The sequence below is a fragment of the Salmonella sp. 2020_1395 genome, from assembly GCF_043848115.1.
GTDB lineage: Bacteria > Pseudomonadota > Gammaproteobacteria > Enterobacterales > Enterobacteriaceae > Salmonella > Salmonella enterica.
The window spans coordinates 26983-50060 of the sequence record NZ_JBCMFH010000002.1; the positions used below are offsets into that span (position 1 = coordinate 26983).

The following is a 23078-nucleotide window of genomic DNA, read 5'->3' on the forward strand; positions in this document are numbered from 1 at the left end:
AAAAAAGAAAACCAAATTGCTGAATAATTCATACATACCACTGCTTCCGGATTTAACCGAAAAGACAGTACTGACATAAAGGCAAGGAAGCCAATGGCGAAATACAGTGAAGAATTAAAAGGCGTTGCACGGGCACTCTATTTAAAACGATATACTCCGCAGGAAATTGCCGATGAACTTAATCTGCCTAACAGACGTATCGTCTATTACTGGGCGGAGAAATATTGCTGGGCGGAATTACTCAGTCATGAATCAACAGAAGACGCATTAAACCGCCGTATTCAGTCACTGACATTACGTGAAGGGAAATCGGAACTGGAGCTGCGGGAGCTGGACAGCCTCGTGTCTCACCTGGTGAAACTCCGTGCACAGCATAATAAGCATCAGGAAAAGCTGGCAGAAATTAAACACAGTGAAAGTGATGCGCCGGCGTCCCGCCAGTCCTGTGGCGACGAAAAGCACCGGAAACGCGGCAAATACAAAAAGAACGATATCAGCCACTTAACCCAGGAGGATTTTGACCGTTTCGCGCTGGAGCACCTTTTCGGCTACCAGAAACACCTTCGCGACAATCTTCATCAGCAAATCAGGAACATCCTGAAAAGCCGCCAGATTGGCGCAACCTGGTATTTCTCAATAGAAGCGTTTGAGAATGCGGTTATGACAGGTGATCCACAAATCTTCCTGTCCGCCTCAAAAGCCCAGGCTGAAGTATTCCGCAGCTATATCGTCAACATTGCGGAGCAGTATTTCGGCGTGGAGCTGACCGGCAACCCCATCCGTTTGTCCAACGGCGCGGAGCTGCGCTTCCTGTCAACCAACAAGAACACCGCCCAGTCATACAGTGGTCATCTGTACTGTGATGAATATTTCTGGGTACCCAACTTTGCAAAGTTAAACGAAGTGGCCAGCGCAATGGCCACACACGACAAATGGCGCACCACTTACTTTTCCACACCCAGCAGCAAAACACACCAGGCATACCCGTTCTGGACAGGCGAAGAGTGGAAGCGCGGCGACAAAAAACGCGCACGCGTGGCGTTCCCAACAGAGAAGGAGCTGCGTGACGGCGGACGGTTATGTCCTGATGGCCAGTGGCGCTACATCATCACGCTGGAAGACGCGATCGCAGGCGGGTTTAACCTGGCCAGCATCGATAAGCTGCGCAATCGCTACAACCGCGACACCTTTAACATGCTGTACATGTGCGTGTTCGTGGACAGCAAGGACAGCGTATTTTCGTTCTCCCACGTCGAACGTTGCTGTGTTGATCCGGATATCTGGGAGGATCATGACGAAAACCTGCCACGGCCATTCGGCAATCGTGAAGTGTGGGCAGGCTATGACCCTGCACGCAGCGGGGACACATCCACCTTCGTGATTATCGCGCCGCCGATCGTGGCGGGCGAAAAATTTCGCGTGCTGCGCGTATTCCACTGGCAGGGAATGAACTGGAAATGGCAGGCGGCACAAATTAAGAAGCTGTTTGGCCAGTACAACATGACCTACATCGGCATTGATATCACCGGGCTGGGGAGTGGTGTCTTTGAGGATGTGCAGCATTTTGCCATGCGTCAGGCGGTGGCTATCCGCTACGGCGTGGAAACGAAAAACCGCCTGGTGATGAAGATGATCGACGTTATCGAAGACAACCGCGTGGAATGGGATAAGGAGAAGACGGAAATCGCTGCCAGCTTTATGACCATCCGCAGAACGTCCACGGCCAGCGGTAACGCCATGACATTTGTCGCCGACCGCACAGCTGAAACCGGCCACGCTGACAGCTTCTGGGCTATCGCCCATGCCATTGACAACGAACCATTAAACTTTGAAAACCAGCGAAAATCACGCTGGGGCAACTTAGGGAAAGCAGCATGAAAAAACGGAAATACAGGGAACGCCGCACCGTTACCAGACCGCGCCATATGAGCCTTATCACGCTGGGTAAGCCAGAACCCATTCTGACGACCGGCACGAACTATACAGACGTCTGGTATGACAATGAAGCGGAACACTGGACGCTCCCGATTGACCGGCTGGCGCTGGCGCAACTGGTAAACCTGAACGCGCAGCACGGTGGCGTGCTGTATGCCCGCCGCAATATGGTGACAGCAAATTATAATGGCGGCGGCCTGACGCATGAGCAACTGGGCGCGGCCGTGTTTGACTGGCTGACGTTCGGTGATGTGGCCATTCTCAAGGTACGTAACGGCTGGGGGGATGTAATCGCACTTTACCCGCTGCCGGCACTCTATACCCGCCAGCGTAAGACCGGGGAATTTGTTGTACTTCAGCAGGGTGAACCGGTAATTTATCCGCCTGAAGATATTATTTTTCTCAGGCAGTACGACCCGCAACAGGCCATTTATGGTCTTCCGGATTACATCAGCGGCATCCACTCCGCCATGCTCAACGGTGAAGCCACGATTTTTCGCCGGCGTTACTACCACAACGGTGGTCACACGGGCGGCATGATTTATTGCAACGACCCGAATATGACCGACGAAGTGGAAGAAGAAATCATTCAGAAGCTGGAGCAGTCGAAGGGGATCGGGAACTTCAGCACCATGTTTGTGAACATCCCCAAAGGCGATCCGGATGGCATCAAATTTATCCCGATTGGCGATATCAGTGCCAAAGATGAGTTTCAGAACATCAAAAGCATCAGCGCCCAGGACGTGCTGACCGCGCATCGTTTTCCGGCAGGTCTGGCAGGGATTATCCCCACCAACGGAGCTATAATGGGCGATATTGAAAAAGCGGCTAAAACATACCGTAAAGCGGAGATTTTACCCATTCAGCGTATGTTCAGCGCCGCAGTGGCGCAGGAAAGTGATGTACCGCCCCACCTGTACCTTAATTTCCTGAAAGACAGTGAGCTGGAAGGTGATTAATGTCCAGAAAAAGGCTAAAATATCAGCGTTTTCAGATTAACGGAGCGAGGGATATGCGGGTACTGAAAGTAAAATGTCCGGAGTGCGGGGCAAAAGCGGTTATCAGAAAAACCAATCCCAAACACCCCCATATTTCAGATATTTATTGCGCCTGTACGGATGTGGAGTGCGGACATACATTTGTACTGAACCTGACATTCTCCCACACACTCAGCCCCAGTGCGAAGACAGGCGATATGATGTTACAGACCATCATTAATTCATTCTCACCAGAACAGAAGCAAATGACGCTGGATTTATTAAAAGCCAGTCTGGCCGCATAACACATGGCACCGCACACGGTGCCTTTTTTATTTCTCTCGACCAAATATCCAGCACCGGAAGGTCTCAGGCATTCTGGACATATCCCCTTTACCGCGATTATGACGCTCACTTACTGCGCTGCGTGTGGTTCCCTGCCTGATGAAACGGCGTTCATTACCGTTTTTAAGCAGCTTTTTGATTTCCGTTAAGGTAAAAGGTATGCGCTGCCGGTGTGCAGCGGCGACTTCCTCCATGTGGTTAAAATTAACCGCTATTTCATTCTCATCAGACGAATGATTGATGCCATAAGGTGCCAGTTCATCCAGGTAATCAAACAACTCCCAGAACTCCTGAACCATAGGATGATCCTTTTTAAGTGCCTGGCAGCGTTCCACGGCCAGTGCAGTGATAGCCGCACGGGTTTTTTCTATGCGCTCAACCGGCAACGGTACAACAATCGCGAGCGCATCCAGCAGACCAGCCAGCTGCGCGTGATTTTTTGCAATACGAATATGGCGAATATCCGCATCAGACTCCAGTTCATTACGGGCGCGTTCGTAACTCCTGCTGAACGTATCCATAATTTCTTTTTCACGCATGGCCGCCAGTAACGTGAATCCGGACACCCGACTGACAGGGATTTGTTCAAGCCGCTCTGCGGCATGTCGCGTCTGAATGGACTGGCCACGTTTGTCAGTGTAGATATGGATAATACGCTCCAGAAACGCCTTACTGCCGTCTGTATCTGCGTTCTGTGCGATAACGATACTTCCCCTGAATGGCGGTTCATATGTCTCGTTATTGTTGGATTTGATGCCTACTGCGCGGGATGCCCGACCATTATACAGTGATTTCAGTTCATCCCAGTCAAAAGCACGCTGTTTCGCGTTGTCCGTGGTGCGATCACCTTCAATTAGCACCACCGGCAGGTTACTTACCTGAGCAAAGTTACGTCCGCGCGCTGCGGCCGTCGATTTAGATGGATCAAAACCTTCATATTCTTCACGGCCAGCGAGTTTCCAAAGGAACTCAATAAGCGTTGATTTACCCGTTCCGGGTTCGCCGACAATCTCCAGAAACGGAAATGACTTGTCACGTTCGCGGATTTGTTCAGCAAAGAGTGACCCCAGCCAGAACGCCAGCGCCACATATCCTTTTTCACCGAACGCCGTCCAGATATCGTCAATCCAGCCTGTGGTAAATTCATTCAGCTTTGGATTCAGATCCAGCACAGGCGTAAGACTCAGGCTTTTTACGCTTGCATGGTTAATTTCGAAATAATCCTCGTCATTCATTTCATACAGCCGGCCATCGCAAACGGCCACACGATTAAACAACCACGCTGAATAATCCTTGTTGTAACCAATAAAATTCTGCGTTTTAACCTCTTTGATTTCGGGAAGACGCATCTGAATAAACTTATCCAGCTGTTTGGTACTTCCGGTATACACAGCCCCTTTGGCAATATGCAACAAGCGCTTTTTGAACTCGGCGGAGCTGGTAAGCTGATTTGCTGTGAAGGTGTCTTTCACAGCCGGTCTGTTTGGCATATTCACCTTCACGTAATACCAGGACTCGTCCGTGGGTTCAGAACGCTGGAAATACAGGGGAGTCAGCCAGCAGTTGGCAATTTCCGTGACACATCCGGACTCTTTAACAGCTTTTTCTCTGGCCTCCCATTCCTGTATGACTTCGGTTCCGGTATTGGTAATACGATCCAGTGCGCGTGTGTACCGGTCAAGATCCAGCTCAAACCAGTACATACGTGAGCCATACTCAAAATAAAACGAATGCCATTCATTATGTTGATGCATAAGAAGGGCTTTTTCAGTCGGGCTTTTCGCCAGCAGGAGATCTCCATAATAGCGGTAATTTTTTATGTCTGATTTACTGAAACGGTCACGTAGCAGCAAATCATTCCAGTCCAGGCAAGACGATGATTTCATCGGCTGCGCGGCGCGCGTTTTCCAGCCGGCTGCATCACTGCGCGCAGCAAAAGCCAGTGTGTGTTTTGTACCGGCCTTATCACCATCAAACGCCCATACAAGGCGCGGGCGTGGTTTTTCACCCAATTCTTTGGCCAGTGTATCCAGCGCGGCCAGCGGATAATTATTGCTGCTCAGTGTTGCCACCGCAGGTAAGCCAGCCTGACAAAGACTCAGTGCATTGAAAATGCCCTCGGTGATCCAGATTTCGTTCACTTCCAGCAGGTTAATAAAAGGCGGTACCCACCAGTGACCAACATAGCTTCCTTTGATATTCGCTTTTTGTTTTCCGAAGCGCTGCGGCTGGTCAATGATACGCTCCCACATGGCACCACATGACAACTTAAACCGGACAGTGGCAGATCCCATACCATCCTTCACAAATGCACCCTGGGTAAAACTGCCTTTCAGTGGTTCCGTATTCAGTCCTCTGGCCTCACGCAGATAGGCTTCTGCCGCCGCATGTGGGGTTTCGGGCGTGTCCTGATAACGCTTAGACCAGTCTTCAAAAATATCCGAATACAGCTCTTTAACAACGACCTGATGACCGCAGTTATTTTCACGGCCACATTTCAGAATCCAGGGTTTCTCAATACTGGTAAATAACTCACGTTTATGACAGGCAGGGCATATGCCCTGCTGCAAATATTTATCTTTTTCTTTAAATTCAAAGTCACGGACAAGGCGGCGCACAACGTCCCGTTGTATCGTAGCGTTCATATATAATCCAGATATGAATAGTGAAAGAAAGGCAAAAATTATATTTTATACTGTTTGTTATATCGCTCATGCGTCATTAATTCCCAGTCCCTGCCCTTATTCTTACTAAGCAGACGCCAGCGATAGGAGACATGAACAGAAAAATAATGATTCGGCTTAATAACCTGATAAACCTTTTTGCCGTTGTAATATTCCGTCAGCGCTGAAAATGCCTTATTTATGACACTTTCACTTGCATGAGAGGTCACTTTCAGCATAGTTATTTCACACTGGCTATTTTCATGAGGTACGTCCAGACATAAGAAACAATTTTTGCCTGATGGATAGCATCATATAAAGCGTGATGTTTGACGCCTTCAAACTTAATAATATTATTAATATTCAGTCCCAGAGCTTTAGCCAGTGCACTTACTGTTCTTACATCACGATCATTCCAGTAATTCCACATCGGGCTTAACAAGCCGACCTTATTTGCAGCATGACGAAGAATAACGTTGTCGAATGACGATCCATTACCCCAGACCTGTAAATGATGTGCATCAGTGAGTTCACAGATAAAATGGAAAAGGTCAGATATGGCGGTATCCAGCGGACAATTCGCATCATTAATAATCTCGCTCTTTGCTTCGATGGACTGACGCAGCCACCACAACACGGTATCTGCGCCCATCGTGCAGTCGTAATCAACGCTACTTGTAAGACTGATACGACGATAGAATGTTTCCCCCATTTCACCCGTTTCCGGATTAAACAAAACAGCACCGATAGCAGTAATTGCAGCGGTTGGTTTATTATCCATTGTCTCAAGGTCAATCATTAAATGTTTCATGGTATTTCCTTAACGTTGAACGGCGGTAAGTTGTACAGCAGATTTATTATTTTTTACAGTGCATGAAGCGAGTGAAATGAGGCCTGGAATATTATCATCAACCGGAATACTCCCATTAAAAGCCATCATAGTAATTTCGTGAAGTTCACAATAATCCTCAAATTCATTATTAAACCTGGCCATTAAAGACATACCTTCGAGACACTTCGCCAGTTTTAAATTTAGCTCCATTAACTGGATACCATCGCTATGAACAGAGAATGACTCCTTCTCAATAGCACTTGCCTGTTCGCGATAGGTACGTAACAGGCTACGAATAAGCGTGGCGTATTTCGCTTTCATAGTGAATCCCGAATAAATTAAAAAATTATTTTTTACTATGGCTTGTTGTTTTACTCGTCGTAAAAACTCGCTTAGCCCACTCTTTAAAGATTCCTGGTTCAGATGTAAATAAGCGGTTTTTCCAGTTATGCCACTCAGGCGGTGCAGACTGCGCAAGGTAAGCTGCGTAATCATCCCATTCGCCACGATGAATATAAATTTCTCCCCCTTTTTTCGAGGGGTTATCAGGATCTTTCATGCGTACAACTGGCAACTTATTAGCAGAAGCCATTTTTCGGATCGCAGACGGTGTTTTACCTATGTAGGTAGCAAAAAGTTCTGGTGTCACCAGTAATGAAATCTCATTTTCGGATAGCTCTTTCATCTGTGTTATCCTCCGTCAGTTTGGGTTCTTAGGGCGCTTTAATCCGCTCTAGGGTGTATTTGTATGTCACATCTGACAAGCAAAGGATATGTCACATATGACCAACTCGTCAAGTGCAGGAAAGAAAATCCAATTAATTAGGAAGGCGGAGGGATTAAGTAGAAGTCAACTATCTGAAATAATAGGAATTTCCTACAACACTTTAACTAATTACGAAGTGAAAGGCATACAGATGACTGAAGGCAACCTCATGTTGTTCACTCAGCATCCAAGATTTGAAAAATATACGCTTTGGTTAATGACAGGCAAAACAGCACCGGCAGCGGGACAGGTCGCGCCGTCTCTCTCCCCTGATGGGCAAGACGACAAAAAATCATCCCACTCCACCCAGAAGGCTGGTTAATTGTCTGTTTTATATACGCATTAGCACATAATTTACATAATGATTCAGATGTCGGAGGGCTTCGCTATGTCGATTAAGAAGCTCGATGATGGTCGTTATGAAGTGGACGTAAGACCGCGCGGAACTTCAGGAAAGAGGATTCGCCGAAAATTCAACAGGAAGTCAGAAGCTCAGACATATGAAAAATATGTTTTGACAAACTTCCACGATAAAGAGTGGCAGGATAAACCAGCAGACAGAAGACTTTTGTCTGATTTGATCGCGCTATGGTGGAGTTACCACGGTAAAAACCATAATTACGGTGACTCATACAAAAAACGGCTAGAAAAGATTAACCGTGAAATGGGCGAACCCAGAGTTTACGAACTGACTCGTAATTTTTTAATGAAGTATCGTGCAAGCAGGCTACATGATGGTGTGTCTGCCGGAACGGTAAACAGGGACTTTTGTACTATGTCCAGCATGTTTAGGCTGCTGATTGATATGGAGGAGTTTCATCATGAAAACCCATTTCACAAGGTGCGTAAACTACGCCTGGAAAACACAGAAATGTCCTTCCTGTCAGAAGAGGAGATCCGGGACTTATTAATGGCACTCACTGGTGATGATCGTAGGGTTGTCGTGTTATGCCTAAATACAGGGGCGCGATGGGGCGAAGCCAGTAATCTGAAAGCAGAACACGTTATCAGTAATCGTGTAACTTTCGTCAAGACTAAAACTGGCCCGGCCCGGACAGTTCCAATTTCACAAGAGATAGCTGACTACATCCTTACGCGCAAATCAGGAAAGTTGTTTGACACTAACTATGAACGAGTTCGCGATGTACTCCGTAAGGTAAAACCCGACCTGCCAAGAGGACAAGCGCTTCATGTGTTACGACATACTTTTGCTACTCATTTCATGATTAACGGTGGAAACATTATCACGCTACAGCGAATCCTGGGGCATACAACTATTGAGCAAACAATGACGTATGCTCACTTCGCCCCGGACTATTTATCCGATGCTATACGGTTTAACCCTATGCGCGGGAGTGTCCAGATAATGTCCACCAACTAAGGCACTTTAGGGGTAATTAGGGCTGATAAGGCGCTCATAACTGATTGATTTAAATAAGAGCGTCTTATTTAATAAGTATTTCAATCGCACCTTCGGGCGCGTTTTTTGTTGACAGGATTAAAACAGTACGGGTACTGTACTTACGTACACAAAGGAAACAGTTATGAAGCTCACCCGGTTTTTCTTCGCATTCTTTTTTATCTTCCCCTGACCGGGAGGCGTTTCGTCATGTGATAAAGAATGCGAAGACGAACAAGAAGGCCTCCCCCACCGGGAGGCCTTTTTTATTGATAACAAAAAAGGCAACACTATGACATCGGAAAACCCATTACTGGCGCTGCGAGATAAAATCAGCGCTTTAGACGAAGAGTTACTGGCCTTACTGGCAAAACGACGCGCGCTGGCGATTGAAGTGGGACAAGCAAAACTACTGTCGCATCGTCCGGTTCGGGATATCGATCGTGAACGCGCGCTGCTGGACAGGCTCATCCATCTCGGTAAAGCCCACCATCTCGACGCACACTACATTACCCGTCTGTTCCAGCTTATCATTGAAGACTCCGTGCTTACTCAGCAGGCGCTGCTGCAACAACATCTGAATAATACTCACCCTCATTCGGCACGTATTGCGTTTCTTGGGCCGAAAGGCTCCTATTCTCATCTCGCGGCGCGCCAGTATGCTGCACGCCATTTTGAGCAATTTATCGAGAGCGGCTGCGCAAAATTCACCGATATTTTTCATCAGGTCGAAACCGGCCAGGCCGATTACGCCGTGGTTCCGATAGAGAACACCAGCTCCGGCGCTATCAACGATGTGTACGACTTATTGCAACACACCAGTCTGTCGATTGTCGGTGAGATGACCGTCACTATCGATCACTGCGTGCTGGTTTCCGGCGCTACGGATCTGAATACCATCGAAACGGTGTACAGCCATCCGCAGCCGTTCCAGCAGTGCAGTAAATTTTTGAGCCGCTATCCGCACTGGAAAATCGACTATACCGAGAGTACGTCGGCAGCGATGGAAAAAGTCGCGCAGGCGAACTCTCCGCGCGTCGCGGCGCTCGGCAGCGAGGCAGGTGGCATGTTGCACGGATTACAGGTGCTGGAACGCATCGCCGCAAACCAGACGCAAAATATCACCCGCTTTCTGGTACTGGCGCGCAAAGCCATTAATGTTTCCGATCAGGTTCCGGCAAAAACCACTCTGTTAATAGCCACCGGGCAGCAAGCTGGCGCGCTGGTCGAAGCGCTGCTGGTGCTGCGTAACCACAATCTCATCATGACGAAACTGGAGTCGCGCCCCATTCACGGCAATCCGTGGGAAGAGATGTTTTATCTCGATATTCAGGCGAACCTGGAGTCGCAGGTAATGCAAAGCGCGCTAAAAGAGCTGGGCGAGATCACGCGCTCAATGAAAGTGCTTGGCTGCTATCCCAGCGAAAACGTCGTGCCGGTAGAACCTGCCTGACGTTCAATAAAACGGCTTTTCTTCATCCCTGCGACGGCTACCTGCAGGGTGAAGATGGCGCCGGAGAGCGGATAATCCGCCACTTCCTGAGCAGACATATTTTCTCTGGTAGTTGTAATAAACAGCGTTTTCATATCTGCGCCGCCAAAGCAAACCATCGTCGGACAACGTACCGGCAACCGGTACTCTTCCAGCTGCTCTCCTTGCGGTGAGAAACGCGCCACGCGCCAGCCGTCAAACATCGCGCTCCAGTAGCACCCTTCGCTATCCATCGCCGCGCCGTCGGGAAGTCCTTCTCCTTCGCCAAAATGGCGAAAAAGTTCACGCTTGCCCGGTTCGCCATGCTTATCAAGTAACGTGCGGTATATCACGCCATTCGGCGTATCGGAGGTATACATCCACTGGTTATCCGGGCTGAACGCCAGGCCGTTGTGTCCCTGGATATCGCACTGGATCACTTTTGCCGTCAGGTCATGATCGATCCGCATCAGCAACGCGCCATTATAGTCACCCGGCGCCCAGAACGTTCCGGCATAAAAACGCCCATCGCCATCAGTGCCACCATCGTTGAAACGCGCCAGTTTCGTATTAGAGGGATTGTCGCAAACCTTACGCTGCAATAATCCATTTTTATCGGCCAGCCAGATAGCATGACGCATGGCCACAATAAATCCGCCCTGCTCACGCAAGGCAAAACAGCCTACCTCTTCCGGAAACGCCAGCACGCTATGCGTCCCGCTCGCCGGATGGTAACGATGGATCTCCTGTTCCAGGATATCGGTCCAATACAGCGCGCTTTCATCCTCGCTCCATGTGGGGCATTCTGGTAGATGTCCGACATAATCAAATAAAACGTGCGGCGTAGTCATAACGGTTCCTTAAATGAAAAAAGCCAGCAAAGCTGGCTTTTAGTATAGATGTCATCATTATGGTCGGCTGTCATTCGCCTGACGCAATAACACACGGCTTTCATTCTGGAAGCGTCTGGCATAATCGCCAAACCAGTGTTCAACTTTGCGAAAACTGTCGATAAAAGCCTGCTTATCACCCTGTTCCAGTAACCCGATCGCATCGCCAAAACGTTTATAGTAACGCTTGATAAGCGCCAGATTGCGCTCCGACGACATAATAATGTCCGCATACAGCTGCGGGTCCTGGGCGAACAGACGCCCGACCATCGCCAGCTCCAGTCGATAAATCGGCGATGATAGCGCCAGAAGCTGCTCAAGCTGGACGTTCTCTTCCGCCAGATGCAGCCCATAAGCGAAGGTAGCAAAATGGCGCAACGCCTGGATAAAAGCCATGTTCTGATCGTGCTCGACTGCGCTAATTCGATGCAACCGCGCGCCCCACACCTGGATTTGCTCAAGGAACCACTGATACGCTTCCGGTTGACGCCCATCACACCAGACCACCACCTGCTTCGCCAGGCTCCCGCTGTCCGGGCCAAACATCGGATGCAAGCCCAACACGGGGCCATCATGGGCCGCCAACATTGCCTGCAACGGACCGCTTTTCACCGATGCCAGATCGACCAGAATACAGTCGGACGGCAAGGGCGGCAGTTGCGCTATGACCTGTTCAGTAACATGAATCGGCACGCTGACGATCACCATTCCGGCATCGGCAACAATGTCCCTGGCGCGCGGCCAGTCCTGCTGTTCCAGAATACGGACCTGATAGCCCGACAGCGTGAGCATTTTTTCAAACAGACGCCCCATCTGTCCGCCGCCGCCCACAATGACGACCGGACGCAGAGAAGGACAAAGCGTTTTGAACCCCTTATCATTTTCGCTGGAGTAAGATTCACGCATTACCCGGCGCAGGACATCTTCAATGAGATCGGGCGGGACACCGATCGCTTCTGCTTCCGCCCGTCGTGAAGCCAGCATAGAGGCCTCACGCTCCGGCACGTAAATAGGCAGGCCAAAACGGCTTTTCACCTCGCCGACTTTGGCAACCAGTTCCAGGCGCTTAGCCAGTAAATTCAACAACGCTTTATCGACATCATCTATTTGATCGCGTAACGCGGTCAATTCAGCAACCATAACAACCTCTTATGCGACGCGCACCGCCAGCTGGCCGCTCAAATCTTTATGAATTTCACGTAACAGGGCATCGGTCATCTCCCAGCTAATACAAGCATCGGTGACGGAAACGCCATACTTCATTTCGCTGCGCGGCTGCTCGGAAGACTGATTACCCTCATGAATATTACTTTCAATCATTAAGCCAATGATTGAACGATTGCCATCTTTAATCTGCGCAACCACAGATTCGGCAACGGCTGGCTGGCGGCGATAATCTTTATTGGAGTTACCATGACTGCAATCTACCATCAGCGAAGGACGTAGTCCCGCCTGTTCCATCTCTTTTTCACACTGAGCGACATCTGCCGGGCTATAGTTTGGCGCTTTGCCGCCACGCAGAATCACATGACCATGCGGATTTCCCTGGGTTTGCAATAACGCAACCTGACCGGCCTGGTTAATGCCAACAAAACGATGAGGTTGCGCAGCGGCGCGCATGGCGTTAATCGCTGTCGCCAGGCTGCCATCCGTGCCGTTTTTAAAGCCGACCGGCATAGAAAGACCAGACGCCATTTCGCGGTGGGTTTGCGATTCGGTTGTGCGCGCGCCTATCGCCGACCAGCTAAACAGATCGCCCAGGTATTGCGGGCTGTTCGGATCCAACGCTTCGGTCGCCAATGGCAACCCCATATTCACCAGTTCCACCAGTAGCTGACGCGCTATTTTCAACCCGGCTTCCACATCAAATGAGCCATCCATGTGAGGATCGTTAATCAGCCCTTTCCAGCCGACGGTAGTCCGCGGCTTTTCAAAATAGACGCGCATTACCAGATAGAGGCTATCGCTGACCTCTGCGGCAAGGGCTTTAAATCGACGGGCATATTCCAGAGCGGTTTCAGGATCGTGAATAGAACAAGGACCGCATACCACCAACAGACGCGGATCGCGCCCGGCAATAATGTCAGAAATGATTCCCCGGGACTGCGCTATCTGCGCTTCCTGCGCCAGGCTCAACGGAAAGGCCGCTTTAAGCTGCTCCGGCGTCATTAATACCTGTTCATCGGTGATACGTACGTTATTCAGCGCGTCTTTTTGCATGATGGCGATCCTGTCTTTTCTTGTTTGCGATAGTTGATCCTCCACGAGGATGTTTAAACCATACCACAAAAAGTAAAGATTTCAATCCATATTACGTAAAATAAACTTTACACCATGCGAAATCATCGATTAAACCCCTTCATTTCGTATCAAAAACTTTACACAACAAGTGAATTATTTTATTCCCAGCCTCAGAAAAGCGGTAAAATGAGCGATGCTCGCTATTTTTTGATTATTTTTTCTCCGCACACATATTTTTACTTTCTGATACAGGGTGATTAATACCATTATCACAAGAATTTAATATCAGGGATGCCACTTAAATTATTCATATTATCAATAAGACATAATGACGATATGGCAAAATAATGTTATTTTGCTACAAACAATCACGGATGTATTTTAATGCTTTACGACTGAAGATGGTGGGGACTTGTTAATGCGTTTTTCTCACCGATTTATCCTTCTGTTATCGCTATTATTAGCAAGCTTGCCTCTGTATGCTCAACGCGTCACGGAAGAAGAGAAATCCGTACGCGCCATCGTCTCCGGTATCGTCAGTTATACACACTGGCCGGCGTTATCCGGGCCGCCAAGGCTATGCATATTTTCATCTGCGCGTTTTGTCAGGGTACTTAGCGAAGAGGCTGACTGGGCTTTCCCTTATCAACCGCTTGTCATCCGTACCACACAAGAAGCCCTGAGCGCCCGCTGTGATGGTTTTTACTTTGGCAATGAATCGCCAGCTTATCAGGTGGAGTTAACGCGTCATTATCCAGTTAATGCCTTGTTATTAATTGCCGAGCAAAATACCGAATGTATTATTGGCAGCGCATTTTGTCTGATCATTAACAATGATGAAGTCAAATTTTCCGTCAACCTGGACTCCCTCTCGCATAGCGGCGTGAGAGTGAATCCAGAAGTATTAATGCTTGCACGGAATCAAAAGCATGAATAAGGAATTTTCTCTGTCCAGGCCAACATTTAAACGCACACTACGGCGGATTAGTATAATCAGCGTGCTGCTTACAATGACATTGATCTGGCTATTAATTTGCGTTGCGTCTGTCCTTACGCTCAAACAGTATGCGCAAAAAAATCTCGATTTGACCGCCGCCACAATGGCCCATAGCCTTGAAGCGGCGCTGGTATTTTCCGATAACGCGGCCGCAGCGGAAACGCTCGCCACACTGGGACGCCAGGGACAATTTTCAGCGGCGGAGGTCCGCGATAAAAATGGCCGTGCTATCGCCTCATGGCGCTATGATGCGCGAGCCGCAGACGATAAGCTCATCGGCTTAATTAGCCACTGGCTTTTTCCATTGCCGGTATCGCAACCCGTCTGGCACAACGGCAGGGCCATCGGCGAAGTACGGCTTGTCGCCCGCGACAGCCTTATTGGTCATTTTATCTGGCTATCGCTGGCAGTGCTGACAGGATGTATTCTGCTGGCATCCGGCATTGCCCTGCTGCTCACGCGTTATTTACACAATGGCGTTGTGGATGCGCTGCAAAATATTACTGAAGTTGTACACGACGTTCGCACTAACCGAAATTTTTCACGCCGGGTACCTGATGAGCGTATTGCGGAATTTCACCTGTTTGCGCAGGATTTCAATAGCCTTCTGGATGAGATGGAAGAATGGCAGCTACGGCTTCAGGCTAAAAATGCCCAGTTACTACGTACCGCGCTGCACGATCCGCTGACGGGGCTTGCCAATCGCGCGGCATTTCGCAGCTGTATTAACGCGCTGATGAAGGACAATTCCGCTCGTAGCAGTTCGGCATTGTTATTTCTGGATGGCGATAACTTTAAATATATTAATGATACCTGGGGACATGCGGCAGGCGACCGCGTACTTATAGAGGTTGCCAAAAGATTAGCGGAATTCGGTGGTAGCCGTTATCAGACTTACCGACTCGGCGGCGATGAATTTGCGATGGTGCTTTACGATGTACATTCGGAATATGAAGTACAACGTATTTGCGCAGCGCTATCCCAGGCGTTTAATCGACCTTTTGAACTGCATAACGGCCAGCGAATAACGATGACCCTGAGTATTGGCTTTGCGCTGACATGGGAACATGCCACTGCCGAAAAACTACAAGAACTGGCCGATCGAAATATGTATCAGGCTAAACACCGGCGTGCGGAACGCTCGCTAAACTAAGGAACGGGCCTGGCCGTTTCTGACTCAGCGTTGAGACCACAGACCCAGCCTAATCATGCAACCGTCTATGGCGTGGAGCAAACCCATAAAAAAGGGGCCAGCGTAATGCCAGCCCCTTCTTTTCTACAAGCTTTCGGATGTTGCGAAAGCGCGTTCTTAGTTAAGACGCTCTTTGATACGAGCCGCTTTACCAGTACGCTCACGCAGGTAGTACAGTTTAGCTTTACGAACAGCACCACGACGTTTAACAGCAATGCTGTCAACTACCGGAGAGTGAGTCTGGAAGACACGCTCAACGCCTTCGCCGTTGGAAATTTTACGAACAGTGAATGCAGAGTGCAGACCGCGGTTACGAATAGCGATAACCACGCCCTCGAATGCCTGCAGACGTTTCTTGGTACCTTCAACAACCCATACTTTCACTTCCACGGTATCGCCCGGACGGAAGGAAGGTACGTTCTGCTTCATCTGCTCTTGTTCAAGTTGCTTAATAATGTTGCTCATAATTTAATCTCTTATCCTGGGTAAACTGATATTCGGGGGCCTATGCCATCCCATCATGTTTATGCTGCTGTTGTGCGTGTTCTGTTTTGAACTCCGCCAGCAACCTTGCTTGCTCTTCAGTCAGAGCCAGGTTTTCCAGAAGTTCAGGTCTTCTAAGCCAGGTTCGGCCCAGCGACTGTTTCAAACGCCAGCGACGTATCTCGGCATGGTTTCCCGACAGCAATACTGGCGGTACTTCCATCCCCTCTAACACTTCAGGGCGCGTATAGTGCGGACAATCCAGCAACCCATCAGCAAACGAATCTTCGATTGCTGATGCTTCATGCCCCAGAACTCCCGGTATAAACCGGGCGACGGAGTCAATCAGCGTCATTGCCGGTAGTTCGCCACCGCTGAGAACGTAATCGCCAATTGACCATTCTTCGTCAATTTCGGTCTGAATTACGCGCTCATCTACGCCTTCGTAGCGACCACACACCAGAATAAGCTTCTGATTCGTGGCCAGCTCGCTAACGCCCGCTTGATCAAGCTTGCGTCCCTGAGGCGACAGATAAATCACTTTAGCGCCTTCACCTGCCGCGGCTTTTGCTGCATGAATGGCGTCCCGCAAGGGTTGCACCATCATTAACATCCCCGGTCCGCCGCCGTAAGGACGATCGTCCACGGTACGGTGCCGGTCATGCGCGAAGTCGCGAGGACTCCAGCTTTGGATGTTCAGCAGGCCTTTTTTTACTGCCCGGCCAGTTACCCCGTAATCGGTAATTGCGCGGAACATTTCAGGAAACAGGCTAACGATGCCAATAAACACAAGCCAATCCCCATAACGCCATTTATTACCGTTTATTCGGTGGTTTAAAAACCAGGATCCCAGTCTACTTCGATAGTACGAGTAGCGAGATCGACTTTCTTGATAACCTGCCCATCGAGGAACGGTACTAGTCGTTCCTTGATACCAAATGCATCTTTCAGGTTCGCCTTAATGACGAGAACGTCATTCGACCCGGTTTCCATCATGTCGATAACTTTACCGAGATCGTAGCCTTCAGCGGTGACTACCTGGCAGCCCATCAGGTCTTTCCAGTAGTAGTCTCCCTCCTCAAGCGCAGGAAGTTGCGAGGAATCCACGACAATTTCGCAATTGGTCAGAAGATTCGCTGCATCTCGATCGTCAACGCCTTTCAGCTTGATGATCAGATCCTGATTGTGGTGCTTCCAGCTTTCCAGCTGTACCTGCTGCCACTGACCCGCCTTCTGGATAAACCAGGGCTGATAGTCAAAAATGCTTTCGGCGTCTTCAGTGGAGGAAAACACTCTGAGCCAACCACGGATACCGTATGAAGAACCCATTTTCCCCAGTACAACCGGTTCAGCGGGTACTTGTGCGGCGAGTTGCTTGCTCATCATGACCACCGTGACAGATTAAGCTGCTTTTTTTACTTCTTTGATCAGCGCCGCAACGCGATCGGAAATGGTTGCGCCCTGGCCAACCCAGTGAGCGATGCGATCCAGATCCAGGCGGGTGCCTTCTTCTTTTTCGCTAGCGATTGGGTTGAAGAAACCAACGCGCTCAATGAAGCGACCGTTGCGTGCATTACGGCTGTCGGTGACAACAACCTGGTAGAACGGACGCTTTTTAGCGCCGTGACGAGCTAAACGAATAGTTACCATAACATCCTCTTGTGTGAATAAAACAACCGGGCCCCATCGAGGAACGGAGCCCGGCGTCATATTAAAAGCCCGAAAATTTTACTGATTTCTGGGAAAAAAGCAATCAACATGTGATGAAGCTTGATTCCAGGGCGTGACCGTTGCAGCCAGTTTGGCGTCGGCGTGCGCGCAGAAAGCGGAGCGTACACGCAGTACGTGAGCATTTCGAGCACACTCCGGCGTCAAAATGGCAAATAAGGTAGCCCGATATATTTATCTACCCGGGAAGCCTGGCGGCATCATCCCCTTCATACTCCGCATCATCTTCGCCATCCCGCCCTTCTTCATCTTCTTCATCATGCGCTGCATGTCGTCGAACTGTTTCAGAAGGCGATTAACGTCCTGCACCTGCATCCCACAGCCCTGCGCGATACGACGCTTGCGGGAACCTTTGATGATTTCCGGCTTCGCGCGTTCTTTCAGCGTCATCGAATTGATGATCGCCTCCATACGCACCAGCACTTTGTCATCCATCTGCGATTTAACGTTGTCCGGAATCTGCCCCATGCCCGGTAATTTGCCCATCAGACTGGCCATACCGCCCATGTTTTTCATCTGTTTGAGCTGTTCCAAGAAGTCGTTCAGGTCGAAACCGTCGCCTTTCTTCAGTTTGGTCGCCAGCTTCTCAGCCTGTGCGCGGTCAACTTTGCTTTCGATATCTTCGATAAGAGACAGTACGTCTCCCATGCCGAGAATACGCGAGGCGATACGATCCGGGTGGAACGGCTCCAGCGCGTCGGTTTTCTCGCCGACACCGAGGAATTTAATCGGCTTGCCGGTGATATGACGAATAGAGAGCGCCGCACCGCCACGCGCATCACCATCAACTTTGGTCAGCACCACACCGGTTAACGGCAGCGCTTCGTTAAAGGCTTTTGCGGTATTCGCCGCATCCTGACCGGTCATCGCATCGACGACAAACAGCGTTTCTACTGGCTTGATAGAAGCGTGGACCTGTTTGATTTCGTCCATCATCGCTTCGTCAACGTGCAGACGACCGGCGGTATCCACCAGCAGCACGTCGTAGAATTTGAGCTTCGCTTCTTTCAGCGCGGCGTTGACGATATCAACCGGTTTCTGGCCGACATCAGACGGGAAGAAATCCACGCCAACCTGCTCAGCCAGCGTTTCGAGCTGTTTGATCGCCGCCGGGCGATAGACGTCGGCAGAGACGACCAGCACTTTCTTCTTGTGCTTCTCGCGCAAGAATTTCCCCAGCTTACCGACGCTGGTGGTTTTACCCGCCCCCTGCAGACCCGCCATCAATACTACGGCTGGCGGCTGCGCAGCTAAATTCAGCGTCTGGTTCTCTTCGCCCATCGCCGCAACCAGTTCGCTACGGACAATCTTGACGAACTCCTGCCCTGGGGTCAGGCTCTTGTTAACTTCATGACCAACCGCTTTCTCTTTTACGCGATTGATGAACTCACGCACTACCGGCAGCGCAACGTCAGCCTCCAGCAGCGCCATGCGCACTTCGCGCAGCGTCTCTTTAACGTTGTCTTCAGTAAGGCGCCCACGGCCACTGATATTGCGCAGCGTGCGCGACAAACGATCGGTTAAATTATCAAACATTGTCTCTCGCCTGGGGTGGAAACGGTTGGTCGCCGCAGCGACACAGTTACAGAATTTCGCCACAGTATACCATGAAGCCGTCTTTGTTGTTATGCAACGGTTGGAGCTGCGGTCACGTAACGCTATACTGCTTCTCTTTCTCACTGGTCAACTGTCGACACAACTATGCCCGTTTTTGCTTTACTTGCCCTTGTCGCCTACTCCTTCAGCCTCGCGCTGATCGTTCCCGGACTGTTGCAAAAGAACAGCGGCTGGCGGCGTATGGCTATTCTTTCTGCGGTCATCGCGCTGGTGTGCCATGCTGTCGCGCTGGAATCGCGTATTCTGCCCGGCGGCGACAGTGGACAAAACCTGAGCCTGCTGAATGTCGGTTCGCTGGTCAGCCTGATGATCTGCACGGTGATGACCATTGTCGCGTCGCGTAATCGCGGCTGGTTACTTCTGCCCATTGTCTATGCTTTTGCGCTGATTAACCTGGCCTTCGCCACGTTCATGCCTAATGAATATATTACGCATCTGGAAGCGACCCCAGGCATGATGGTGCACATCGGTCTGTCGCTTTTCTCTTACGCGACGCTGATAATCGCCGCGCTGTATGCGCTACAACTGGCGTGGATCGACTATCAGTTGAAGAACAAAAAGCTGGCGTTTAGTAATGAAATGCCGCCATTGATGAGCATTGAGCGCAAAATGTTTCATATCACGCAGATTGGCGTCGTACTGCTGACCCTTACTCTGTGTACCGGCCTGTTTTACATGCATAACCTGTTCAGTACTGAAAATATTGATAAAGCCGTGCTCTCTATCGTGGCATGGTTTGTCTATATCGTTCTGCTGTGGGGGCATTACCATGAAGGCTGGCGGGGTCGGCGGGTCGTGTGGTTTAACGTCGCAGGCGCGGGTATTCTGACGCTGGCCTATTTTGGTAGCCGCATATTACAGCAATTTGTAAGCTAAGCTTTTAAAGGAGTTTCCCCTGGAACACATCTCCACCACCACGCTGATTATCATATTAATCATCATGGTGGTCATCTCGGCCTATTTTTCCGGTTCCGAAACTGGAATGATGACGCTAAACCGTTACCGTTTACGCCATATGGCGAAGCAAGGTAATCGCTCGGCAAAACGGGTAGAAAAATTATTGCGTAAACCCGACCGACTGATAAGCCTGGTGCTGATCGGCAATAACCTGGTCAACATTCTTGCCTCGGCGCTCGGCACGATTGTGGGTATGCGGCTTTACGGCGACGCCGGCGTGGCTATCGCTACCGGGGTACTGACGTTTGTCGTGTTAGTTTTTGCCGAAGTCCTGCCCAAAACTATCGCCGCGCTCTATCCGGAAAAAGTGGCCTATCCCAGCAGCTTCCTGCTGGCGCCGTTACAGATACTGATGATGCCGCTGGTGTGGTTACTTAACACCATCACCCGCCTGCTGATGCGTCTGATGGGAATTAAAACGGACATCGTGGTCAGCGGGTCGTTAAGCAAAGAGGAATTACGCACTATCGTGCATGAATCCCGTTCGCAAATCTCTCGCCGCAATCAGGATATGCTGCTGTCGGTTCTCGACCTGGAAAAGGTCAGCGTGGATGACATCATGGTGCCGCGTAATGAAATTATCGGGATCGATATCAATGACGACTGGAAGTCTATCGAGCGGCAGCTCACCCACTCGCCGCACGGACGCATTGTGCTCTATCGCGATTCGCTGGATGACGCCATCAGTATGCTGCGCGTGCGTGAAGCCTGGCGGTTAATGGCCGAGAAAAAAGAGTTCACCAAAGAGATGATGCTGCGCGCCGCCGATGAAATCTATTACGTCCCGGAAGGTACGCCGCTCAGTACACAACTGATTAAATTTCAGCGTAATAAAAAGAAAGTCGGACTGGTCGTCAACGAATATGGCGATATCCAGGGGCTGGTCACCGTGGAAGATATTCTCGAAGAGATCGTCGGCGACTTCACCACATCGATGTCGCCGACACTGGCGGAAGAGGTCACGCCGCAAAACGACGGTTCGGTCATTATTGACGGTACCGCCAACGTCCGGGAAATCAATAAAGCGTTTAACTGGCACCTGCCGGAAGATGACGCGCGCACCGTCAATGGGGTGATTCTGGAGGCGCTGGAGGAAATTCCGGTTGCTGGCACGCGCGTGCGCATTGAGCAGTACGATATCGATATTCTCGATGTACAGGAAAATATGATTAAGCAGGTAAAGGTTGTACCGGTAAAACCGCTGCGCGAGAGTGTGGCGGAGTAACACAATGGCGAACTCCGGTTCGCCTTTTTTATCGCCGTCTTTTAAGATTCCATCAATTCCTGCCATTTACTTAACAATGCAATAATGTCTTTTCAGGCATTCAGAAAGGATATTGATGTTATGTCAGAAAATTATGTAATTGAATGGGATAAGAATTTTGCAGACGACCTCAACGTCGTCGCCAACGTTTTTTTATCGCACAACCCAACCTTATGGCCCACTATTTTCTCTCAACTTTCGACGCAACCTGAAATCTTTGAAGACGAAGATGAAGACGAATATGGGTTGCAGGACGTCCTGGATTGTAGCGGTGGCGATCTCGGAAATAACGAGCTGGCACAGGCATTTTTACAAGTTCTACGCGGCGAAGGATTTATTCACCTCGTTGACTGGAAAGGTGAAGATGAAGAAGGCGAACTGGCTAATTTTGCCGCAGATCGCTTTTATGAACTCACAAAAAACCTGACGAATTCTGAGGAATTAAGAAATCTTCTTGTCGAAATAACCCAAGAGGATGAAATCTCCGATGTCTGTGAAGCCGGGGACCGTTACCTTGACGAGATCTTTGAACGCATCCAGACCGAACTCAATAAGAGGGGCTTCCAGATTTTTGATCTGAATGAAGGATCTGACACCTATAATGTGGTCGTTCTGCCAATGAGCGAATATAAAAAAATAGAGGATTTCAACACGCCGTGGCTGGAAGTGCAGGATTTTTTAAGCTAAAAAAATGGCCGACTTTACATCGGCCATCAGACTTTTACTTCGCCTTCGCTACCGTCACCATCGCCGCGCGAATGGTACGACCGTTCAGCGTATAGCCTTTCTGCATAATACCCAGCACATTGCCTGCCGGAACCTCTTCCGACTCCACCATCGCAATCGCCTGATGCACGTTCGGGTCCAGCGGCACGTTGGTCTCAGCAATCACTTCCACGCCGAACTTACGCACCACATCCAGCATAGACTTCAGCGTCAGCTCAATCCCTTCGACCATTGCCGCCATATCCGGATTGGCTTTGTCTGCGACTTCCAGCGCGCGATCCAGGCTATCGATTACCGGCAGCAATTCGTTGACGAATTTCTCGAGAGCGAATTTATGCGCTTTTTCGATATCCTGTTCAGTACGACGGCGCAGGTTTTCCATTTCCGCTTTGATGCGCAACACGGTGTCGCGTTCGCGAGTCTGGGCTTCTGCAAGCTGAACTTCCAGATTCGCAATTTTTTCATCGCGCGGATCCACCTGCTCAGCAGAATCGTTTGGTTCAACTGCCTCAACCTCTTCGTGCTGATCCATGATAATTTCTTCCGGGGCTTGCCCCTCAGGCGTTTTCTGTTCTTTACTACTCATGAATTTCTC

Annotated in this window: 26 protein-coding genes and 1 other annotated feature; of the genes, 12 read left to right on the forward strand and 14 right to left on the reverse strand. The window is 49.8% G+C overall.

The annotated features are described in order from the left end of the window. Positions 1 to 93 precede the first annotated feature (93 nt). Genes ACH0WD_RS02730 through ACH0WD_RS02740 form a run of 3 tightly spaced genes read left to right on the forward strand, consistent with a single transcriptional unit; the run spans position 94 to position 3217 of the window. Entirely contained in the window at positions 94 to 1878 is a 1785-nt protein-coding gene (locus ACH0WD_RS02730) for a terminase large subunit domain-containing protein (protein ID WP_001151938.1), read from the forward strand. Then, positions 1875 to 2894 carry a phage portal protein gene (locus tag ACH0WD_RS02735; RefSeq protein WP_000746494.1) on the forward strand — a complete coding sequence of 340 codons (1020 nt, stop codon included), beginning with the start codon at positions 1875 to 1877 and terminating at the stop codon, positions 2892 to 2894. The genes ACH0WD_RS02730 and ACH0WD_RS02735 overlap by 4 nt, the downstream gene beginning before the upstream one ends. 53 nt (positions 2895 to 2947) lie before the next feature. Beyond that, a complete protein-coding gene (locus tag ACH0WD_RS02740) occupies positions 2948 to 3217 on the forward strand; it encodes an ogr/Delta-like zinc finger family protein (protein WP_001264830.1) in 270 nt (89 codons plus the stop codon). Positions 3218 to 3244: 27 nt separating this feature from the next. Here ACH0WD_RS02740 and ACH0WD_RS02745 read toward each other — a convergent pair whose 3' ends face one another. The 5 genes from ACH0WD_RS02745 to ACH0WD_RS02765 are packed head-to-tail and all read right to left on the reverse strand — an operon-like array spanning position 3245 to position 7437. After that, positions 3245 to 5902 carry a toprim domain-containing protein gene (locus tag ACH0WD_RS02745; RefSeq protein WP_000994501.1) on the reverse strand — a complete coding sequence of 886 codons (2658 nt, stop codon included), beginning with the start codon at positions 5900 to 5902 and terminating at the stop codon, positions 3245 to 3247. Between the two features lie 38 nt (positions 5903 to 5940). Beyond that, positions 5941 to 6159, reverse strand: coding sequence for a hypothetical protein (locus ACH0WD_RS02750; protein WP_000922120.1), 219 nt, complete (start codon positions 6157 to 6159; stop codon positions 5941 to 5943). Between the two features lie 2 nt (positions 6160 to 6161). Next, a complete protein-coding gene (locus ACH0WD_RS02755) occupies positions 6162 to 6731 on the reverse strand; it encodes a 3'-5' exonuclease (protein WP_000681787.1) in 570 nt (189 codons plus the stop codon). A 9-nt stretch (positions 6732 to 6740) separates the two neighbouring features. Beyond that, positions 6741 to 7073, reverse strand: a complete 333-nt coding sequence (locus ACH0WD_RS02760) for a hypothetical protein (protein WP_000645096.1) — start codon at positions 7071 to 7073, stop codon at positions 6741 to 6743. Between the two features lie 25 nt (positions 7074 to 7098). Next, positions 7099 to 7437, reverse strand: coding sequence for a Cox family DNA-binding protein (locus ACH0WD_RS02765; RefSeq protein ID WP_000661531.1), 339 nt, complete (start codon positions 7435 to 7437; stop codon positions 7099 to 7101). Between the two features lie 97 nt (positions 7438 to 7534). On the opposite strand from ACH0WD_RS02765, the gene ACH0WD_RS02770 reads away from it, so the two are divergent. The 4 genes from ACH0WD_RS02770 to pheA all read left to right on the forward strand — a co-directional run bounded on the left by ACH0WD_RS02770 (position 7535) and on the right by pheA (position 10370). After that, the gene (locus tag ACH0WD_RS02770) at positions 7535 to 7840 is read left to right on the forward strand and encodes a helix-turn-helix transcriptional regulator (protein ID WP_000185337.1); all 306 of its coding nucleotides are present in this window, start codon (positions 7535 to 7537) and stop codon (positions 7838 to 7840) included. Positions 7841 to 7906: 66 nt separating this feature from the next. Further along, complete coding sequence (locus ACH0WD_RS02775; RefSeq protein WP_024132356.1) at positions 7907 to 8899, forward strand: tyrosine-type recombinase/integrase; 993 nt, start codon at positions 7907 to 7909, stop codon at positions 8897 to 8899. Positions 8900 to 9061: 162 nt separating this feature from the next. Beyond that, positions 9062 to 9187 (forward strand) — a sequence feature (Phe leader region). Continuing rightward, a complete protein-coding gene (gene pheL / locus ACH0WD_RS02780) occupies positions 9063 to 9110 on the forward strand; it encodes a pheA operon leader peptide PheL (RefSeq protein ID WP_010989056.1) in 48 nt (15 codons plus the stop codon). It overlaps the preceding feature by 48 nt. 22 nt (positions 9188 to 9209) lie before the next feature. Then, a complete protein-coding gene (gene pheA, locus ACH0WD_RS02785; RefSeq protein WP_000200080.1) occupies positions 9210 to 10370 on the forward strand; it encodes a bifunctional chorismate mutase/prephenate dehydratase in 1161 nt (386 codons plus the stop codon). Here the strand turns inward: pheA and ACH0WD_RS02790 are convergent. The 3 genes from ACH0WD_RS02790 to aroF are packed head-to-tail and all read right to left on the reverse strand — an operon-like array spanning position 10331 to position 13498. Beyond that, the gene (locus tag ACH0WD_RS02790; RefSeq protein ID WP_000210991.1) at positions 10331 to 11239 is read right to left on the reverse strand and encodes an SMP-30/gluconolactonase/LRE family protein; all 909 of its coding nucleotides are present in this window, start codon (positions 11237 to 11239) and stop codon (positions 10331 to 10333) included. The two genes, pheA and ACH0WD_RS02790, sit on opposite strands and share 40 nt — an antisense overlap. Positions 11240 to 11296: 57 nt before the next feature. Further along, positions 11297 to 12418, reverse strand: a complete 1122-nt coding sequence (gene tyrA / locus ACH0WD_RS02795) for a bifunctional chorismate mutase/prephenate dehydrogenase (protein WP_000225191.1) — start codon at positions 12416 to 12418, stop codon at positions 11297 to 11299. A gap of 9 nt (positions 12419 to 12427) precedes the next feature. Then, a complete protein-coding gene (gene aroF, locus ACH0WD_RS02800; protein ID WP_001168062.1) occupies positions 12428 to 13498 on the reverse strand; it encodes a 3-deoxy-7-phosphoheptulonate synthase AroF in 1071 nt (356 codons plus the stop codon). Positions 13499 to 13937: 439 nt separating this feature from the next. Here aroF and ACH0WD_RS02805 point away from each other — a divergent pair, with 439 nt between their 5' ends. Both ACH0WD_RS02805 and dgcN read left to right on the forward strand, forming a co-directional pair. Continuing rightward, entirely contained in the window at positions 13938 to 14456 is a 519-nt protein-coding gene (locus tag ACH0WD_RS02805; protein ID WP_001212379.1) for a YfiR family protein, read from the forward strand. Next, positions 14449 to 15669 carry a diguanylate cyclase DgcN gene (gene dgcN, locus ACH0WD_RS02810; RefSeq protein WP_001030981.1) on the forward strand — a complete coding sequence of 407 codons (1221 nt, stop codon included), beginning with the start codon at positions 14449 to 14451 and terminating at the stop codon, positions 15667 to 15669. The genes ACH0WD_RS02805 and dgcN overlap by 8 nt, the downstream gene beginning before the upstream one ends. Positions 15670 to 15825: 156 nt before the next feature. Here dgcN and rplS read toward each other — a convergent pair whose 3' ends face one another. From rplS to ffh, 5 genes are all read right to left on the reverse strand, one after another. After that, entirely contained in the window at positions 15826 to 16173 is a 348-nt protein-coding gene (gene rplS, locus ACH0WD_RS02815; RefSeq protein ID WP_000065257.1) for a 50S ribosomal protein L19, read from the reverse strand. Positions 16174 to 16213: 40 nt separating this feature from the next. Beyond that, positions 16214 to 16981, reverse strand: a complete 768-nt coding sequence (gene trmD, locus ACH0WD_RS02820) for a tRNA (guanosine(37)-N1)-methyltransferase TrmD (RefSeq protein WP_000469804.1) — start codon at positions 16979 to 16981, stop codon at positions 16214 to 16216. 44 nt (positions 16982 to 17025) lie between these two features. Next, positions 17026 to 17574, reverse strand: a complete 549-nt coding sequence (gene rimM, locus ACH0WD_RS02825) for a ribosome maturation factor RimM (RefSeq protein WP_000043266.1) — start codon at positions 17572 to 17574, stop codon at positions 17026 to 17028. A gap of 18 nt (positions 17575 to 17592) precedes the next feature. After that, on the reverse strand, positions 17593 to 17841 hold the full coding sequence (rpsP, locus tag ACH0WD_RS02830; protein ID WP_000256453.1) for a 30S ribosomal protein S16: 249 nt from the start codon (positions 17839 to 17841) through the stop codon (positions 17593 to 17595). Between the two features lie 252 nt (positions 17842 to 18093). Beyond that, on the reverse strand, positions 18094 to 19455 hold the full coding sequence (ffh, locus tag ACH0WD_RS02835) for a signal recognition particle protein (protein WP_000460052.1): 1362 nt from the start codon (positions 19453 to 19455) through the stop codon (positions 18094 to 18096). A 165-nt stretch (positions 19456 to 19620) separates the two neighbouring features. Between ffh and ACH0WD_RS02840 the strand changes: the two genes are divergently transcribed. From ACH0WD_RS02840 to ACH0WD_RS02850, 3 genes are all read left to right on the forward strand, one after another. Then, positions 19621 to 20412 carry an inner membrane protein YpjD gene (locus ACH0WD_RS02840; protein WP_001537507.1) on the forward strand — a complete coding sequence of 264 codons (792 nt, stop codon included), beginning with the start codon at positions 19621 to 19623 and terminating at the stop codon, positions 20410 to 20412. A 19-nt stretch (positions 20413 to 20431) separates the two neighbouring features. Continuing rightward, the gene (locus tag ACH0WD_RS02845; protein ID WP_127172650.1) at positions 20432 to 21718 is read left to right on the forward strand and encodes an HlyC/CorC family transporter; all 1287 of its coding nucleotides are present in this window, start codon (positions 20432 to 20434) and stop codon (positions 21716 to 21718) included. 120 nt (positions 21719 to 21838) lie between these two features. After that, positions 21839 to 22444, forward strand: a complete 606-nt coding sequence (locus ACH0WD_RS02850; RefSeq protein WP_001294018.1) for a hypothetical protein — start codon at positions 21839 to 21841, stop codon at positions 22442 to 22444. Positions 22445 to 22478: 34 nt separating this feature from the next. Here ACH0WD_RS02850 and grpE read toward each other — a convergent pair whose 3' ends face one another. Next, positions 22479 to 23069 (reverse strand): nucleotide exchange factor GrpE, encoded by a 591-nt coding sequence (grpE, locus tag ACH0WD_RS02855; protein ID WP_001518875.1) that lies wholly within the window; start codon positions 23067 to 23069, stop codon positions 22479 to 22481. Positions 23070 to 23078 lie beyond the last annotated feature (9 nt).

Coding starts and splice junctions, on each gene's coding strand:
- ACH0WD_RS02775 (WP_024132356.1), top strand. CDS start 7,907: ATGTCGATTAAGAAGCTCGATGATGGTCGTTATGAAGTGGACGTAAGA.
- ffh (WP_000460052.1), bottom strand. CDS start 19,455: ATGTTTGATAATTTAACCGATCGTTTGTCGCGCACGCTGCGCAATATC.
- ACH0WD_RS02735 (WP_000746494.1), top strand. CDS start 1,875: ATGAAAAAACGGAAATACAGGGAACGCCGCACCGTTACCAGACCGCGC.
- tyrA (WP_000225191.1), bottom strand. CDS start 12,418: ATGGTTGCTGAATTGACCGCGTTACGCGATCAAATAGATGATGTCGAT.
- rimM (WP_000043266.1), bottom strand. CDS start 17,574: ATGAGCAAGCAACTCGCCGCACAAGTACCCGCTGAACCGGTTGTACTG.
- rpsP (WP_000256453.1), bottom strand. CDS start 17,841: ATGGTAACTATTCGTTTAGCTCGTCACGGCGCTAAAAAGCGTCCGTTC.
- ACH0WD_RS02750 (WP_000922120.1), bottom strand. CDS start 6,159: ATGCTGAAAGTGACCTCTCATGCAAGTGAAAGTGTCATAAATAAGGCA.
- ACH0WD_RS02840 (WP_001537507.1), top strand. CDS start 19,621: ATGCCCGTTTTTGCTTTACTTGCCCTTGTCGCCTACTCCTTCAGCCTC.
- ACH0WD_RS02850 (WP_001294018.1), top strand. CDS start 21,839: ATGTCAGAAAATTATGTAATTGAATGGGATAAGAATTTTGCAGACGAC.
- ACH0WD_RS02765 (WP_000661531.1), bottom strand. CDS start 7,437: ATGAAAGAGCTATCCGAAAATGAGATTTCATTACTGGTGACACCAGAA.
- ACH0WD_RS02805 (WP_001212379.1), top strand. CDS start 13,938: ATGCGTTTTTCTCACCGATTTATCCTTCTGTTATCGCTATTATTAGCA.
- grpE (WP_001518875.1), bottom strand. CDS start 23,069: ATGAGTAGTAAAGAACAGAAAACGCCTGAGGGGCAAGCCCCGGAAGAA.
- ACH0WD_RS02740 (WP_001264830.1), top strand. CDS start 2,948: ATGCGGGTACTGAAAGTAAAATGTCCGGAGTGCGGGGCAAAAGCGGTT.
- aroF (WP_001168062.1), bottom strand. CDS start 13,498: ATGCAAAAAGACGCGCTGAATAACGTACGTATCACCGATGAACAGGTA.
- ACH0WD_RS02760 (WP_000645096.1), bottom strand. CDS start 7,073: ATGAAAGCGAAATACGCCACGCTTATTCGTAGCCTGTTACGTACCTAT.
- ACH0WD_RS02770 (WP_000185337.1), top strand. CDS start 7,535: ATGACCAACTCGTCAAGTGCAGGAAAGAAAATCCAATTAATTAGGAAG.
- pheA (WP_000200080.1), top strand. CDS start 9,210: ATGACATCGGAAAACCCATTACTGGCGCTGCGAGATAAAATCAGCGCT.
- ACH0WD_RS02745 (WP_000994501.1), bottom strand. CDS start 5,902: ATGAACGCTACGATACAACGGGACGTTGTGCGCCGCCTTGTCCGTGAC.
- rplS (WP_000065257.1), bottom strand. CDS start 16,173: ATGAGCAACATTATTAAGCAACTTGAACAAGAGCAGATGAAGCAGAAC.
- ACH0WD_RS02730 (WP_001151938.1), top strand. CDS start 94: ATGGCGAAATACAGTGAAGAATTAAAAGGCGTTGCACGGGCACTCTAT.
- ACH0WD_RS02790 (WP_000210991.1), bottom strand. CDS start 11,239: ATGACTACGCCGCACGTTTTATTTGATTATGTCGGACATCTACCAGAA.
- dgcN (WP_001030981.1), top strand. CDS start 14,449: ATGAATAAGGAATTTTCTCTGTCCAGGCCAACATTTAAACGCACACTA.
- ACH0WD_RS02755 (WP_000681787.1), bottom strand. CDS start 6,731: ATGAAACATTTAATGATTGACCTTGAGACAATGGATAATAAACCAACC.